General features: G+C 68.3%; 13 protein-coding genes. 7 read left to right on the top strand and 6 right to left on the bottom strand.

The window, feature by feature from the left end; translation table 11 throughout:
• Nucleotides 1-21 precede the first annotated feature (21 nt).
• The gene (locus Ssi02_RS01065; RefSeq protein WP_204020074.1) at nt 22-888 is read left to right on the top strand and encodes a haloalkane dehalogenase; all 867 of its coding nucleotides are present in this window, start codon (nt 22-24) and stop codon (nt 886-888) included.
• Nucleotides 889-1,172: 284 nt separating this feature from the next.
• Here Ssi02_RS01065 and Ssi02_RS01060 read toward each other — a convergent pair whose 3' ends face one another.
• Both Ssi02_RS01060 and recO read right to left on the bottom strand, forming a co-directional pair.
• Entirely contained in the window at nt 1,173-1,952 is a 780-nt protein-coding gene (locus tag Ssi02_RS01060; RefSeq protein ID WP_204020073.1) for an isoprenyl transferase, read from the bottom strand.
• Nucleotides 1,891-2,688, bottom strand: coding sequence for a DNA repair protein RecO (gene recO, locus Ssi02_RS01055; protein ID WP_204020072.1), 798 nt, complete (start codon nt 2,686-2,688; stop codon nt 1,891-1,893). The genes Ssi02_RS01060 and recO overlap by 62 nt, the downstream gene beginning before the upstream one ends.
• Nucleotides 2,689-2,838: 150 nt before the next feature.
• On the opposite strand from recO, the gene Ssi02_RS39205 reads away from it, so the two are divergent.
• The 5 genes from Ssi02_RS39205 to rocD all read left to right on the top strand — a co-directional run bounded on the left by Ssi02_RS39205 (nt 2,839) and on the right by rocD (nt 7,920).
• Nucleotides 2,839-4,383 carry a CDP-alcohol phosphatidyltransferase family protein gene (locus Ssi02_RS39205; RefSeq protein WP_204020071.1) on the top strand — a complete coding sequence of 515 codons (1,545 nt, stop codon included), beginning with the start codon at nt 2,839-2,841 and terminating at the stop codon, nt 4,381-4,383.
• 70 nt (nt 4,384-4,453) lie between these two features.
• The gene (locus Ssi02_RS39200; RefSeq protein WP_204020069.1) at nt 4,454-5,167 is read left to right on the top strand and encodes a DUF5941 domain-containing protein; all 714 of its coding nucleotides are present in this window, start codon (nt 4,454-4,456) and stop codon (nt 5,165-5,167) included.
• Nucleotides 5,168-5,251: 84 nt separating this feature from the next.
• Nucleotides 5,252-5,725, top strand: coding sequence for an Lrp/AsnC family transcriptional regulator (locus tag Ssi02_RS01040; RefSeq protein WP_204020067.1), 474 nt, complete (start codon nt 5,252-5,254; stop codon nt 5,723-5,725).
• Between the two features lie 114 nt (nt 5,726-5,839).
• A complete protein-coding gene (gene ddaH, locus Ssi02_RS01035; protein WP_373870061.1) occupies nt 5,840-6,640 on the top strand; it encodes a dimethylargininase in 801 nt (266 codons plus the stop codon).
• Nucleotides 6,641-6,705: 65 nt separating this feature from the next.
• A complete protein-coding gene (gene rocD, locus Ssi02_RS01030; protein ID WP_204020065.1) occupies nt 6,706-7,920 on the top strand; it encodes an ornithine--oxo-acid transaminase in 1,215 nt (404 codons plus the stop codon).
• 77 nt (nt 7,921-7,997) lie between these two features.
• Here rocD and Ssi02_RS01025 read toward each other — a convergent pair whose 3' ends face one another.
• The gene (locus tag Ssi02_RS01025; protein ID WP_239128490.1) at nt 7,998-9,593 is read right to left on the bottom strand and encodes an alkaline phosphatase D family protein; all 1,596 of its coding nucleotides are present in this window, start codon (nt 9,591-9,593) and stop codon (nt 7,998-8,000) included.
• 203 nt (nt 9,594-9,796) lie between these two features.
• On the opposite strand from Ssi02_RS01025, the gene Ssi02_RS01020 reads away from it, so the two are divergent.
• Entirely contained in the window at nt 9,797-10,813 is a 1,017-nt protein-coding gene (locus tag Ssi02_RS01020; RefSeq protein ID WP_204020064.1) for a trypsin-like serine peptidase, read from the top strand.
• On the opposite strand, the gene Ssi02_RS01015 is transcribed toward Ssi02_RS01020, so the two are convergent.
• The 3 genes from Ssi02_RS01015 to Ssi02_RS01005 all read right to left on the bottom strand — a co-directional run bounded on the left by Ssi02_RS01015 (nt 10,810) and on the right by Ssi02_RS01005 (nt 14,895).
• Nucleotides 10,810-11,721 (bottom strand): Gfo/Idh/MocA family protein, encoded by a 912-nt coding sequence (locus Ssi02_RS01015; protein WP_239128489.1) that lies wholly within the window; start codon nt 11,719-11,721, stop codon nt 10,810-10,812. The two genes, Ssi02_RS01020 and Ssi02_RS01015, sit on opposite strands and share 4 nt — an antisense overlap.
• A gap of 168 nt (nt 11,722-11,889) precedes the next feature.
• Nucleotides 11,890-13,620 carry a 2-isopropylmalate synthase gene (gene leuA / locus Ssi02_RS01010; RefSeq protein ID WP_373870060.1) on the bottom strand — a complete coding sequence of 577 codons (1,731 nt, stop codon included), beginning with the start codon at nt 13,618-13,620 and terminating at the stop codon, nt 11,890-11,892.
• Between the two features lie 432 nt (nt 13,621-14,052).
• On the bottom strand, nt 14,053-14,895 hold the full coding sequence (locus Ssi02_RS01005; protein ID WP_204020063.1) for a bifunctional 5,10-methylenetetrahydrofolate dehydrogenase/5,10-methenyltetrahydrofolate cyclohydrolase: 843 nt from the start codon (nt 14,893-14,895) through the stop codon (nt 14,053-14,055).
• Between the last annotated feature and the right edge of the window lie 387 nt (nt 14,896-15,282).

The raw sequence follows: 15,282 nt of genomic DNA, 5'->3' as shown, positions 1-15,282 counted from the left end.
ACCGACTGAGAGGCAGGAGTCATGCCCACCGTAAGCGTGCTCGGCTCAAGGATCTTCTATCGCGAGGTCGGCGCGGGAACACCGATGGTCTTTCTCCACGGCAACCCGACCTCCTCCCATCTGTGGCGGCATGTCCTCCCGGCCGTCGGCGACCCGGGACGCCGGTTGGCTCCCGACCTGATCGGCATGGGTGAGTCCGGCAAGCCAGACATCGCGTACACCTTTGCCGACCACTCCCGCTATCTGGACGCGTGGTTCGACACGCTCGATCTCGATGGTGTGGTGCTCGTCGGGCACGACTGGGGCGGGGCACTGGCCTTCGACTGGGCGGCCAGGCACCCTGCCCGGGTGCGCGGCCTCGCGTTCACCGAGACGATCGTGAAACCGCTGTCCTGGGAAGAGTTCCCCGAGGGCGGGGGCGACCTGTTCCGTTCGATCAAAACGCCGGGCGTCGGGGAGGCCATGATCCTGGACGACAACGCCTTCATCGAGCGGCTGTTGCCCGGCAGCGTCGCCACGGGCCTCGCCGAGGAGGACCTCGACGTCTACCGCATGCCCTATCCCACGCGCGCCGGCCGCCTCCCGCTGCTCCAGTGGGCCCGATCGATGCCGCTCGGCGGCGAGCCGGCCGACGTGGTGGCCAGGGTCGCGGCCTACGTCGAGTGGCTGGCGGCGAGCGCCGAGGTGCCCAAGCTCATGCTCACCTTCGCGCCCGGCCCCGGCACGATGACCACCCCGGAGGTCGTCGACTGGTGCGCCGCCACCTTCGCCGGCCTGGAGATCAGCGCACACGGGGCAATCGCGGGCCACCACACCCCGGAGGATCAGCCGGCGGCGATCGCCTCCGCCTTGGCCGACTGGGCCGAACGGCACAGCCTGCGGACATGAGAGACGTAGAGCAGGGCCTGAGGGGCGCGGACGGCCTCCGGGCCTGAAAACGCCCGCAAGCCACGGAGAAGGGACGCTGGGGGCGCGGGCCTGAGAGCGCCCGTAAGCCCCGGATCAGGGCCGCACGAGCGCGGGGGCGCGGCCCTGAAGCGCCCGCAAGCCACGGATCAGGGACGCTGGAGGCACGGGCCTGAAAACGCCCGTAAGCCCCGGATCAGGGACGGTGGGGGGTCGGCTCTGAAAGCGCCGGTAAACCACGGGGCAGGCCCTGACAGGCGCGAGGGTCAGGGTCTGACCTCGTTGGGGATGGCTCCGCCGTACCGCCGGTCGCGCTTGGCGTATTGTTCACAGGCGTCCCACAGGTCACGCCGGTCGAAGTCCGGCCAGAGCCGGTTGAGGAACACCATCTCCGCATAAGCCGACTGCCAAAGCAGGAAGTTGGACGTGCGCTGCTCCCCGGAGGACCGCAGGAACAGGTCGACGTCGGGAATCTCAGGCTCGTCCAGGTAGCGGGCGAAGACCTTCTCGGTGACCTTGCCCGGCTTGACGCGCCCGGCGGCGATGTCCGCGGCGAGTTTGACCGCCGCGTCGACGATCTCCGAGCGCCCGCCGTAGTTGACGCAGAACTGCAAGGTCAGGGTGCGGTTGTGCTTGGTCATCTCCTCGGCGTCGGTGAGCTCGGAGATCACGCTCCTCCACAACCGCCCGGGCCGCCCGGCCCAGCGCACACGCACGCCCATCGCGTGCAGCTCGTCACGGCGACGGCGGATCACATCGCGGTTGAACCCCATGAGGAACCGCACCTCATCGGGCGACCGCTTCCAGTTCTCCGTGGAGAACGCATAAGCCGACAGGTAGGGGACGCCAAGCTCGATGGCCCCCTCGATCACATCGAAGAGCGATGACTCGCCCATCTTGTGACCCTCGACGCGCGGGAGCCCCCGCTGCTTGGCCCATCTGCCGTTCCCGTCCATCACGATCGCCACGTGACGCGGGACCAGGTCACGCGGGATAGGAGGCGGGATCGCGCCCGACGGATGTTGTGACGGGGGACGGACTTTCACCTTGTATCTGCTCCCTTTCAACGTGTTTGAGGGACCGGATGCCGTGCTCCAGATGCCACTGGAGGTAGGCGGCCACCAGGCCGCTGCATTCGGACCGGTGGCGCGACTGCGAGGCGTCGGCGCCGGCCCAGTCACCGCGCATGAGCGCGGCCATGAGTGCGATCGTCTCCCCGGCCGGCACCGCAGCCCCCGGCGGGCGGCAACCGCCGCACACCACGCCGCCCTCGACGATCGCGAAGGCGCGTACGGCAGGAGTCCGGCACTTGGCGCACGCCTCCAGGGCGGGGGCGTAGCCGGCCACTGCTAGTGATCGCAGGAAGTATGCGTCGAGCACGAGTCTGGCCTCATGGGCCCGCTCGGCGAGGGTGCGCAGGCCGCCGACGAGCAGCAGGAACTGGCGGAGCGCGGGCTCCTTCTCCGCGACGGTGAGCCGGTCGGCGGTCTCCAGCATGGCGATGCCCGCCGTGTAGCGAGGATAGTCGGTCACGAGGGCTTCGCCGTAAGGCCTGATGGTCTCGGCCTGCGTGATCACATCCAGGCTGCGCCCGGTGTGAAACTGCACGTCGACGTGGGTGAAGGGTTCAAGCCTGGCCCCGAACTTGGACGTCGTGCGCCGCACGCCCTTGGCCACCCCCCGCACTTTACCCATGCGTTTGGTGAGGATGGTGATGATGCGATCAGCCTCACCAAGTTTGTGGGTGCGGAGGACGACGCCCTCGTCCCTATACAGGCTCACCCATCCATTTTAGGGATGCTGGTCGCGGAAGAATCACAGCTAAAGCCGCAGTGCGCCCGCTTGACCCTCAGCGTCATTAGACTTTGACCTCTGGCGACGTCCCCCGCGCCGCGTTTTTACCCGCCCCCTCGCACGCCTCGAAAGGGTGACATGACCCGCGTGGTCCTGCTGGGCTCATCGCCCGGCCCCCACTCATCCCCCACCGGCATCAAGCTGGCTTCGCTGCCCGGCGCGCCCACGGTGACCGAGCGACTTCACAGCCAGCTCGCGTCGCTGGATCCCAATCCGATCACGATCACACGCTCGGCCGCGGGCCACCCCGGCCATGTGGACCAGACTCGTGATCTGGCCGATGATCTGCGCGCCGTGGCCGACGCCGTGGAGCACAGCACCGAGAACCTCTTCATCATCCCCACCAACTCGCTGATCCACGACGAGCTGATCTATCAGCTCTCCAAGGCCAAGCGCGGAGCGCAGGCGCTCATCGCGAAGGTGCCGCGCCCGGACGAGGACAGCGCCGAGGAGATTCCCGACCACGTCCCGATCGACGAGGCCGACCCCGAGATCGGCCATCAGGTCCTTGAGTCCCTGAAGGTGCGAGCGCGCGCAGGGCGTTCCCGCGTGGTGTCGGTCGGCACGGCGCACCACATGGTGACCCGCCCCAACGCCGTGCTGCTCGGCCCGCTGCACCTGCACCAAAGACATGCGGCAACCCTCGCCGAGGTCGCCCGCGAGATGGCCGACATGGCGCATCTGTTCGGCGACGACGACGATCTCGTGCAGCTCTTGGTCTTCGGGCTCGTACGGCGGGGCGTGTCCGTCGGTGTGCGCGGCAGGCGTGACCTGTTCTTCTCCCGCGTCCACTCGCAGTCCGAGGCCGACGAGGCCCTGGCGGCGATGTCGGAGATCAACGAGGACAAGGCGAAGCTGAACAACGCGGTCAAGGGCGCGGACGGCTTCTTCACGACCTTCTTCGTCAGCACCTACTCGCGTTACATCGCCCGCTGGGCGGCGCGGCGCGGCCTGACCCCCAACCAGGTGACGCTGATCTCCATCGCGATGGGTGTGGCGGCGGCGCTGGCGTTCGCCACCGGCACCCGGGGCGGTGCGGTCGCCGGAGCGATCCTGATCTACTTCGCGTTCGTCTTCGACTGCGTGGACGGCCAGGTTGCCCGTTATGCACGCAAGTTCGGGGTGCTGGGCGCGTGGCTGGACGCGACGTTCGACCGGTTCAAGGAATACGTGGTCATGGCGGGGCTCGCCGTGGGCTCCGTCGTGGCCGGATACGGCGACGTGTGGACGCTCGCGCTGATCGCTCTCGGCGTGCAGTCGATCCGCCACCTGCTGGACTTCTCCTTCGGCGCGGCGAACCGCCGCAAGCCGCCGTCCCCGCTGCCGACGCTGGCCCTGTCCGCCGTCTCCGACACCGATCTGCGGCGTGCGCTTGAGACCCGCAGGGCGACGCGCAACACCGGTGTGCGCGGTCTTCTGAAGATGTGGACGAAGGCTGGGAAGTTCCGCCCGGTCCACTGGGCCCGGAAGATGATCGTCTTCCCGATCGGCGAGCGTTTCGCCGCCATCGCGATCACCGCGGCCTTCTTCGAGCCGAGGGTCACCTTCCTCACCTTGGTGATCTGGGGCAGCATCGCCGCCACCTACTCCCTCACGGGCCGCCTGATGAGGTCGCTCGCGTGACGGCCGGCCTATCGGCGCCGCGCCGTACCCCCCACCACCCGCTAACCGGACGTCCCCCGAGGTCGCTCGCATGATCACTCAGCCCCAGGCCGTCTCCGCGCAAACCCCCGACCCGGACGAGGAGCGCCGGCGCATCCAGACCGCGCGGTTGCTCGCCTACCGCGACGACGGGCCGCTCGCCGGCGCGCTCCGCCACAAGCTGGGCCGCGGCCTGCCGCCCGTGGCCTCGACGCTGGTCGCCCTGATCGCGATCGTCGCCGTTGCGGTCGCCGGGCTGCTTGAGCCGGGGCCGAGCCTGCTAATCCCTGTGTTGATCATGGTGTTGCTGGTGTTGCCTACGGTGCCGCGTGATCATCTGGGCAGATTCGACTGGCTTGCCCCGCCGCTGATCCGGGCCACCGAGTTCACGGTCGTGCTGCTTGTCGGGTTGACGGCAGGGGCGCCCCAGTGGCTCCTGTTCGTGTTGATTTACGTGGTGGGTTACCACACGTACGACACGGTCTACCGGACCAGGCAGAGCATCTGGCCGCCCGCCTGGGTGTTCCAGGCCGGGCTCGGCTGGGAGGTGCGGCTGCTCGTGCTCGGCGCGGGCGCCGCGCTTGAGATGTTGACGCCGGTGCTGGTTGTGCTCACGGCCTACCTGTTCGTGCTGTTCGCCGTGGAGAGCGTGACGAGCTGGGTGCGCCTCGACAAGGCGTCGGCCCAGGCCGCCGCCGAGCAGGACCTGGAGCAGTCGCCCGAGGAGGCCCTGGAGCAGGCCACGGGCGAGGCCGACAAAGCCTGACCGTTCTCCCCAAGGGGGCTCGTGTCGGAGGACGCGAGCCCCCTTCGGCATTTCGTCCGCCCGAATGGCTGTATACAGGTCACCGTGGAGCTCGACCGGTTGGACCGTGACATCATCGGGGCGCTGATCGCAGATGCCCGATCGACATATGCAGAAATAGGCCAGCAGGTGGGCCTGTCGGCCTCGGCTGTCAAACGGCGGGTCGACCGGTTGCGGGAGCACGGGGCGATCACCGGGTTCACCGCCAAGGTCGAGCCCGCCGCCCTCGGGTGGACCACCGAGGCATATGTCGAGCTGTTCTGCCGGGGCAAGACCTCGCCGGTCGAGATCGGGCGGGCCGTCGCGCGCCATCCGGAGATCGTCTCCGCCTGCACGGTCACCGGGGAGGCCGACGCTCTCCTGCACATCAGGGCCACCGATATGCGCCACGTGGAGAAGGTGATCGAGCGCATCGCGTCCGAGGCGTTCGTCATCCGTACTAAGAGCTCCATAGTGCTCTCCCGCCTCCTCGACACCCCTCTTGTGATGGAACGCAACGGATCACCGCGGATCGGCTGATAGACGCAATCGATTAGCGTCAACGCGCAATATCAGGCTCTTGGCCTGCGAAAACACGGTTTCTAGGCTGCTGCTGTCCCCAACGACCCCGTTTTTTCGCATGGAGAGTGACACGTGGCGCAGAAGAGGCACTACCTGATGTGTCGGCCGGAGCACTTCACGGTGGAATATGCGATCAACCCGTGGATGGACCCCGAAGCCGGCGCCGATCGCGATCTCGCGGTCACCCAGTGGGAGAGCCTCAAGAACGCCTACGAGGAGCTCGGACACAAGGTCAGCCTGATCGACCCGGTCGAAGGCCTGCCCGACATGGTGTTCGCCGCCAACGGCGCACTGGTCGTCGGCGGCCGCGTCTACGGCGCGAAGTTCGCGCACAAGGAGCGGGCCGCCGAGGGCCCCGCCTATCTCGGGTGGTTCGCGGCCAACGGCTACGACACGCGTATGGAGCCCACCTTCACCAACGAGGGCGAAGGCGACTTCCTCCCCCTGGACGACTTCATCCTCGCCGGCACGGGCTTTCGCACCGACCCCACCGCACACGCCGAGGCGCAGGAGTTCCTTGGCCGCCCGGTGATCACCCTCAAACTCACCGATCCGCGGTTCTACCACCTCGACACCGCGCTCTTCCCCCTCGACGGGCGGAATATCGCCTACTACCCGGGAGCGTTCTCTCAAGGGAGCCAGGAGGTCCTCCGCCACCTCTTCCCGGACGCGGTGATCGCGACCGCGAACGACGCCGCCGTGCTCGGCCTGAACGCCGTCAGCGACGGCGCCAACGTCGTGGTCTCGGCCGCCGCGAGCGACCTGACGCTGGAGCTGAAGCGCCGCGGATATGAGGTCGTCCCGGTCGACCTCTCCGAGCTCCTCAAGGCCGGTGGCGGGCCGAAGTGCTGCACCTTGGAGATCCGTGAATAATCCCCACGTGGCCCCTCGTATACGGCCATCTGGGCAGACGACACACCGAATGGGGAACAGGAACGATGAGCACGACCGACAAGCTGATCGAACTCAGTGAGCGCCGCAGCGCCCACAACTATCACCCGCTTCCGGTCGTGATCAGCCAAGCCGACGGCGCCTGGGTCACCGACGTCGACGGCAGGCGCTACCTCGACTGCCTGGCCGGATATTCCTCGCTGAACTTCGGCCACGGCAACGAGAAGATCCTGGCCGCCGCGCGGGCCCAGCTCGACCGGCTCACCCTGACCAGCCGGGCCTTCTACCACGACCAGTTCGCCGACTTCTGCGCCGGTCTGGCCGACCTCACCGGCAAGGACATGGTCCTGCCGATGAACACCGGCGCCGAAGCCGTCGAAACCGCGATCAAGGTCGCCCGCAAGTGGGGTTACCAGGTCAAGGGCGTCGCCCCCGACCAGGCCAACATCATCGTGATGGAGGACAACTTCCACGGGCGCACCACCACGATCGTCAGCTTCTCCACCGACCCCGTCGCCCATGACCACTTCGGTCCCTACACGCCGGGCTTCCGCATCGTGAAGTACGGCACGGCCGAGGCGATCAGGGACGCCATCGACGAGAACACCGTCGCGGTGCTCCTGGAGCCCATCCAGGGCGAGGCGGGCGTGCTGATCCCGCCGGACGGCTACCTGACCCAGGTCCGTGAGCTCTGCACCGAGAACAACGTGCTGTTCATCGCGGACGAGATCCAGTCGGGCCTCGGCCGCACGGGCAAGACGTTCGCCGTCGAGCACGAGGGTGTCGTCCCCGACATGTACATCATGGGCAAGGCCCTCGGCGGCGGCGTCATCCCCGTCTCTGCCGTCGCCGCGAACAGCGACGTGCTCGGCGTCATCAAGCCCGGCACGCACGGCTCCACGTTCGGCGGCAACCCGCTGGCCTGCGCCGTCGGCCGCGCCGTGGTCGACATCCTCGGCACCGGCGAGTTCCAGGAGCGGGCGGCGCGCCTCGGCGAGGTGCTCCACGCCGGGCTGCTCGGGCTCGTCGGCCAGGGCGTGGTCACCGTACGCACCCGGGGCCTGTGGGCCGGTGTCGACATCGACCCGTCGATCGCCACCGGACGCGAGGTCTGCGAGGCGCTGCTCAAGCGCGGCGTGCTGGCCAAGGACACCCACGGCTCGACGATCCGGCTCGCCCCGCCGATCGTCGTCGCCGAGGAGGACCTCGCCTTCGCCGTAGCCCAGCTCGCCGACGCCCTGAAGGAGCTGTCGGCCCGTTAGGCGGCCAAGCGTGTACGGCATGAGCCCGGCCGGGGCTCATGCCGTACACGTCGTTCCAGGGTCCTTCCTGGCCGGTTCTAGGCCTCCAGGGTCGCGCGGTGCAGCTCGGCGATGCCGGCCCCCGAGCCGCGGTCAGGCCCGTCGGCCGGGCCCTCCCAGATGATCGTGGGCAGGCCGCGCAGCTCGACCGTGGACAGGGCGTTGTGGAACCACGGCCCCTCGTCGATCTTCCACTTGTACGGCGGGCGCGGCACCCTGGCCAGGCGGGCGAGCACCCAGCCGCCGGCACCGGCGATGCCGAACCCGGCCACGACGTTGGCCCACAGGATCAGCCGGCCGAGCGGGTTGCGGATCGGCGAGCAGACGACCTGGTAGACCCGGCCGCCACGCAACCGCGCGAGATATGAGTAGTGCACGTCGCCGGAGAGAAGGATCACCCGCGTGCCGCAGGCCACGAGCATGCGCGACAACTCCTCAAAGGAGCGGCGGAACGCCGCCCAGTGCTCCAGATCCACCATTTGCCGCACGGCCTCGGCCCAGCGGGCCACGCGCTTGCCCCAGGCGCCGTCGCAGAGGGCTTCGTTCCAGCTCTCCACGTGGTGGATGCCCACCGGCAGCAGCACAGGGACCGACGAGCCGATCAGCAGGTTGTCCATCGACCGCGCGCCCACCACCTGCTCGGCGAGCCATTCCCACTCCCCCGTGTCGACCATGCGCCGGTCGCCGGGGGTGAGTCTGCGGGCGGCCCGCGTGTCCAGCATGATGAGCCGCACACTCCCCATGTCACGCGCGTAGCTCCACCGCGTGCCCTCGGGCTCGGCGTCGGCCCGCAGCGCGAAGGCGTCCAGCAGCTCGGCCCCGTCGCCGTCGAGTGCGCGGATCGCGGCGAGAACGGGGTCTTTGCCGCGCTCGGCAGGGCTGAGGTTGCCGAGGTGCTGATAGACCCAATACGACCCGAGACCGGCGGCCACCCTCCGCGGCCACCAGGAGACCTGCGCCATCTTCGCGCGCCAGGACGCGGAGGTGTTCCAATCGTCCCGCAGGTCGTGATCGTCGAAGATCATGGCGCTGGACAGCGTGGACAGCAGCCACCGCACCTCGGGATCGCCCCACGCCTGGCGGTAGAGCGCGGCGTATTCGTCGAAGTCCGCGAGCTCGTCCACCGGCTCCTCGCCCGGCTTCCTGCGCTCGCGGATGGCCTCAAGCACATCCCCGGTGGGCTCGTCCGCGTAGACCTGATCGCCGATCATCAGCAGCAGATCCGGCCACTCCTCGACGGGTGAGGCCGCCATCCGGATCGCATATTCATGCAGCATGTCCACGCCGTGCGACTCGATGTGCGGCGCGTCGTGCGGCAGGCTGGAGCGGCACGAGCCGAAGACCACACGCCTCGGCCCCGCCTCCGGCATGGCCCGCACCACACTGGGCGGCATCCCCTCGACCGGCCACACCTTTCGCCCTTGCAGCGCCACCGAGTACGCCACGGGCTCGCTCGTCAGCCGGTCGAGATCGACGACGGCGTAATGGTGCCCGTGCACCGTGAACGTCCGCGCCTCGGCGCTCGCCTCCCCCGCCGTCACCCGCACCGTGCACGGCTCGCTGGTCTCGACCCAGATCGAGGCGCAGGTGGAGTCCACATAGCGCAACATCGGCCCCACTAGCAGCTCAACCACCGATTCCCACTTCCCTCCAGCGAACGGCGCCGCGGCCCGGCTCCCACACCCCGATCTCACACCACGATCCCCTATCGGCGACAGCGGTTCGCCCCGGCGTCACGCTGGGTGAGCGATCGACACCGTTCCCATACGCAGAGCCGTTCTTCAACAGAGCGTGAGGCCACAGTGAGTAATCTGCGGTGGTGAGCGAAGGGGGAGGCGTGTTCACAGGGGTGACCGCGATAGCGATGACGACGGCCGTGGCATCCGCGGCGCAGCCGGCGGCCGACCCGTTTGCCGTCGGCGGGGCCGTTGCTTGGCGCCATTCGCAGGAGTCCCCGGCCGAGGTCGCCCGTTATTGGCAGCCTGAGCGGGTGCGCCGGGCCCGTCCGGCTCTCCCGACCGACCTTCCTTTTCGCCTCAACCTCCGGGCGCTCACGATCCCCGCCACCAAGGTGCTCACGCCCGGGGGCGACTCATACGGCTATGCCCCCGTGGCCCGTCCCTACATCCGGCGGGGGCCGGAGCGGGTCACCGGGCTCCTGGTCGGTCACGACCCCGCCACCGGGCAGGACCTGACCTGCGGAGCGGCCGTGGTGCGCTCCGAGAGCAAGAGCCTCGTCGCCACGGCGGCGCACTGCGTGTTCGCCAACCGGGGCGGCGGGCGGCGCCGGCTCACCCACGTCGCCTTCCTGCCCGCCTACAACAGCGCGGGCGACGGCACGGCGCCCCTCGGCGTCTGGCCCGCCGTGCGCCGCTGGGTGCCGGAGCGGTGGTGGAGCAGGCCCTATTCGTTCCGATCGTTGCCTTATGACATCGCTCTGGTCACGGTGCGGAGCTCGGGGCGGGGGGCGGACAGGCTGCTGGAGGATGTGACCGGTCCCGGGCTCAAGCCGCGTCTCCGGCCGCGGTGGACGGGCACGGCCGAGGTGGATATGTACGGCTATCCCGCTGACCTCCACTACTCGGGGGCCGATATGCACAGATGCCGCGCTCAGGCCAGTGACTCGGACACGTTCGGCATGGGACTGCTGCTGACCCGCAACTGCCAGATCGTCGGCGGCGGAAGCGGCGGCCCCGTCATCGCCGGGGGCACCCTCGCCGGCGTCGCGTCCTCCTCCGGACCTTACGGCGACCCGCTCGGCTTCTCGTTGATCACCACCACGTGGCAGCGCCCCTTCCGCACCCTCCTGGCCCGGGCGGAGCGCGCGGCGGCCGGCCCTGGTCACCCTCGTTAGGGGCCGTGCCCTTCGGCCGCGGCGACGATCTCCTCGCAGATCTCGTGCGTCGCCAGCGTGTCCTCGGCCGAGAGCACCCGGCCTTCCCTGACGGCGTTCAGGAACTCCGAGCAGACCTGCTCGATGCCCCGCTGGCGGGCCACCGGCGTCCAGTCTCCCCGGCGGGTCACCACCTCGGCGCCCGTGTAGTCGACGACCTCGGCCAGGTTGTTCACGCGGCGCTTCACGCCGTTTCCCGAGACCTCGCAACTCTCCTCGGACGACCCGCTGTGCCGGTTCATCACGCCGATGGCGGTGAACCCGTCTCCGGACAGCTCAAGCACCACGTGCTCCAGCAGGCCGCCTTCGCCCATCCGGGTGCGGATCCTCCGTTCGGTGACCTCGCCGGGGGCGAGGAAGCGCAGCGTGTCCACCACATGAATGAAGTCATCAAATATCACCCGTCGGGGGATATCGGGGTGCTGCTGGCGGTTCTTCTGCATGAGGATGAGGTGTCGTGGGAGCTGCACAAGGTCCGCGTAGCCGGGTGCGTATCGCCGGTTGAAGCCCACCGTCAGGCTCACGCCGGCCTCCTGCGCCAGCCGTACGAGCCGCTTGGCGTCCTCCAGGTTGTCGGCGAGCGGCTTGTCGACGTAGGTGTGCACCCCGGCTTCCAGCAGGGTCTCCACGATCTCCACGTGGGCCTCCGTGGCGGCGTGCACAAAGGCCGCACGAATCCCCGACCGCACGACATCCGCCACAGAGGTGAAGCGGCCGGACAATCGATAGGTCTCCCCCAGCCGCTCCAGCGTGCCCCGGTCCCGCGTGCACAACCGGATGTCCAGGCCAGGCATGGCGGTCAAAGCCGGAAGATATGCCTTCTGTGCGATGTCGCCCAGTCCGATCAGTGCCACCGATAGGTCCGTCACCAGTCCTCCTCAAGGGATAGCCAGGCTCGGCCACAGCCTGTCATCAAGATCAAAATGCTGAAGCCGCAGTCCACCGCCACCTGGCTTCACCGCCAAGCATGGCTTCGCCGCCAAGCATGAGAAACCCGGGGTGTACGGCACTGCCGTACACCCCGGGCGTGTGCTTCGTCAGCGGGACGCGCGGTTGACCGCCGAGACGATGGCCTTCAGCGACGCGGTCGTCGTGTTGGAGTCGATCCCGACACCCCACAGGACCTGCCCCTGCACCTCGCACTCGACGTAGGACGCGGCCTTCGCGTCGGTGCCGGCGCTCATCGCGTGCTCGGTGTAGTCGAGCACACGCACCTGGACGCCGATGCCGCTCAGCGCATCACAGAACGCCGAGATCGGGCCGTTGCCCTTGCCGCCGATCTCCCGGATCTCACCGTCGACCCGCACATCCGCGGCGATGCGGTCACGGCCGTCGACCGTGGAGTCGCTGCGGTGCGCCATCAGCGCCAACCGGCCCCAGCGGTGAGCGGGATTCGGGAGGTATTCATCCTTGAAGGCATCCCACATATCGGCCGCGGTGACCTCGCCGCCCTGCGCGTCGGTGCGAGCCTGGATCACGCGGGAGAACTCGATCTGCAGGCGCCGCGGCAGGTCCAGGCTGTGGTCGGCCTTCATGATGTAGGCGACCCCGCCCTTGCCCGACTGGCTGTTGACCCGGATGACCGCCTCGTAGGTGCGGCCCACGTCCTTCGGGTCGATCGGGAGGTACGGAACCTCCCAGGCGAAGCCGTCCACCTCGACGCCCGCCCGAGCGGCGTCGCGGTTGAGGTGCTCCAGGCCCTTCTTGATCGCATCCTGGTGCGAGCCGGAGAAGGCCGTGTAGACGAGCTCGCCGCCGTAGGGGTGGCGCGGGTGCACCGGGAGCTGGTTGCAGTATTCGACCACGCGGCGGATCTCGTCGATCTCACTGAAGTCGACCTCCGGGTCGATCCCCTGTGAGAAGAGGTTCATCCCCAGCGTCACCAGGCAGACGTTGCCGGTGCGCTCGCCGTTGCCGAACAGGCAACCCTCGATGCGGTCCGCACCCGCCATGTAGCCCAGCTCAGCCGCGGCCACGGCGGTGCCCCGGTCGTTGTGGGGGTGCAGCGACAACACGATCGAGTCGCGGTAGGCCAGATTGCGGTGCATCCACTCGATCTGGTCGGCGTAGACGTTGGGCGTGGCCATCTCGACGGTGGACGGCAGGTTGACGATCACCTTGCGGTCGGGCGTCGGCTGCCACACGTCGTTGACCGCGTTGCACACCTCGACCGCGTATTCCAGCTCGGTGCCGGTGAAGGACTCCGGGGAGTATTGGAAGTAGATCTCGGTGTCGCCCATGTCCTCGGCGAGCTTCTTGCACAGCTTCGCGCCCTCGACGGCGATCGCCGTGATGCCCTCGCGATCCTGGCCGAACACCACACGCCGCTGAAGCGTGGACGTCGAGTTGTAGAGATGGACAATCGCCTGCTTGGCCCCGCGGATCGCCTCAAAGGTGCGCTCAATCAGCTCCGCCCTGGCCTGCGTCAGCACCTGGATAACCACATCGCCGGGGATGCGCCCCTCTTCGATGATCTGGCGGACGAAGTCGAAATCGGTCTGCGAGGCGGCGGGGAACCCTACCTCGATCTCCTTGTAACCCATTTGGACCAGCAGGTCGAACATCTTCAGCTTGCGGTCGGAGTCCATCGGGTCGACCAGCGCCTGGTTGCCGTCTCTCAGGTCCACCGCACACCAACGCGGAGCCTTGTCGATCACCTGATCAGGCCAGGTGCGATCAGGCAGGGCCACCGGGGCGTAAGGCCTATATCGGTGGAAGGGCATAGGGCTTGACTGCTGCTCGGAAGCGTCGCCGAACATTGTGCTCATGGGGGTCTTCACCTGCTCTTTCGTCGGTTCCGAAAAACGGCCGACGCGCATGACTCGCTCCGCGGCGAGGGAGCCGGCCTAGAGGCCCCCGCCGCGGCAGCTAAGGAGCAGCACACGCAGCATGCCCAGCACACTAGCAGACGGCTCCGAGTGCCTGAGACCTACATGCCCACACTCTGAGACATCGGCTGCGCCGTACGAGGCTCCCTTTCAACATCGGCCCAGGTCATGCTTTCGCGAGACATGGGACATCGGGACATCGTTTGAGTCCGCACCAGACCCGACGCCATGCCGTACGTTGCCTGGCATCGTCGCCACACTCCTTGATCAGCGCGAGCTTGATCAGCGCGGTCTCGATCAGCGCGGTCTCGATCAGCGCGGTCTCGATCAGCGCGGTCTCGATCAGCGCGAGCTTGATCAGCGCGAGCTTGATCAGCGCGAGGCCGCCTGCACGGTGTGCTGGAGCAGCAAGGCCGTCGTCACCGGCCCGACGCCTCCCGGCACCGGAGTGAGCGCCCCCGCCTTTGCGGCGACTCCCTCTGCCTCCACATCGCCGACCATCCCGCCACTCTCCGTCGGGATCGTCCCGACATCCACGACAACGGCCCCCGGCGCGACGTGATCCGCGGTGATCAGCCCCGCCTTACCCACCGCCGCCACGACCACTTCCGCCGACGAGGTCACCTCGGCCAGATCCTTGGTGCGGGAGTGGCACACCGTGACGGTGGCGTTCTGGTTCAGCAGAAGGTGAGCGACGGGCTTGCCCACCACCGCCGACCGTCCGACCACGGCGACCCGCCGCCCCGTCAGCTCGACATGATGGTGATCCAGCAGCCGGACGACGGCCTCGGCGGTGGTCGGCGCGAACGCCGGCAGTCCCGACACCAGCCGCCCCAGGGACAGCGGATTGGCACCGTCGACATCCTTTTCGAAGGCGATCGCCAGCGCGACGTCCTGCATCCTCACTCCATGGGGCAGCGGTGTCTGGAGGATGATGCCGTGCACACGCTGATCGAGGCTCAGCGAGGAGAGCTTGTAACGCACATCCCGCTCCGAGGCGTCGGGACCGAGATCGACGATCTCGCACCCGACTCCCACCTTCTCCGCGGTCTTTGCGATCAACCGGACATACCACGCGGCCGACTCGTCCGCCGTCGCGTACACGACCGCGAGCCGGGGCCGCACCCCGACAGCCGACAACTCGGCCGCTTTCACAGCGATCTCAGCGCGGATGGCGGCGGCCAGTTCCTTGCCGGAGAGAAGGGTTGCGGTCACTAAACGATCTCCTTAAAGGACGGCGACTCGTCGGGTCTTATCCCATGCAGCCATGACCACGCAAGCGCCCCTCCCCCATACGACATCGAATATCACCCTTGTCCGTTCCACCACACCCCTTTCACAGCCCACTTGGAATGCAGCGCCACCGAGTGGGCACAGACGTCGTCCTACGGCACGCCCCCGCCTGCGAACCACTTCCCGAGCGACCGAATGCCCGTCTTCCAACACCACCCCCGGAGGACCGACTCCCAGCCTCCTCCCACGACACCACGATGACAGCACGGTGGCCCGCGACCTGTGGCCCGTGGCCCGTGGCCAAGACCCGTGACCCGTGGCCCGTGACCGGAGGCCGAAGGCCCGTAACCGGTAGCCGAAGGCCAACGA

The sequence above is a fragment of the Sinosporangium siamense genome (assembly GCF_016863435.1).
GTDB lineage: Bacteria > Actinomycetota > Actinomycetes > Streptosporangiales > Streptosporangiaceae > Sinosporangium > Sinosporangium siamense.
Note: the sequence above shows the minus strand (reverse complement) of the source record. Positions and strands in the feature narration are given on the sequence as shown.

Bases quoted from the DNA above. Each gene is read 5' to 3' on its own strand.
- Ssi02_RS01065 (WP_204020074.1), top strand. From the start codon at position 22: ATGCCCACCGTAAGCGTGCTCGGCTCAAGGATCTTCTATCGCGAGGTC.
- Ssi02_RS39205 (WP_204020071.1), top strand. From the start codon at position 2,839: ATGACCCGCGTGGTCCTGCTGGGCTCATCGCCCGGCCCCCACTCATCC.
- Ssi02_RS39200 (WP_204020069.1), top strand. From the start codon at position 4,454: ATGATCACTCAGCCCCAGGCCGTCTCCGCGCAAACCCCCGACCCGGAC.
- rocD (WP_204020065.1), top strand. From the start codon at position 6,706: ATGAGCACGACCGACAAGCTGATCGAACTCAGTGAGCGCCGCAGCGCC.
- leuA (WP_373870060.1), bottom strand. From the start codon at position 13,620: ATGAGCACAATGTTCGGCGACGCTTCCGAGCAGCAGTCAAGCCCTATG.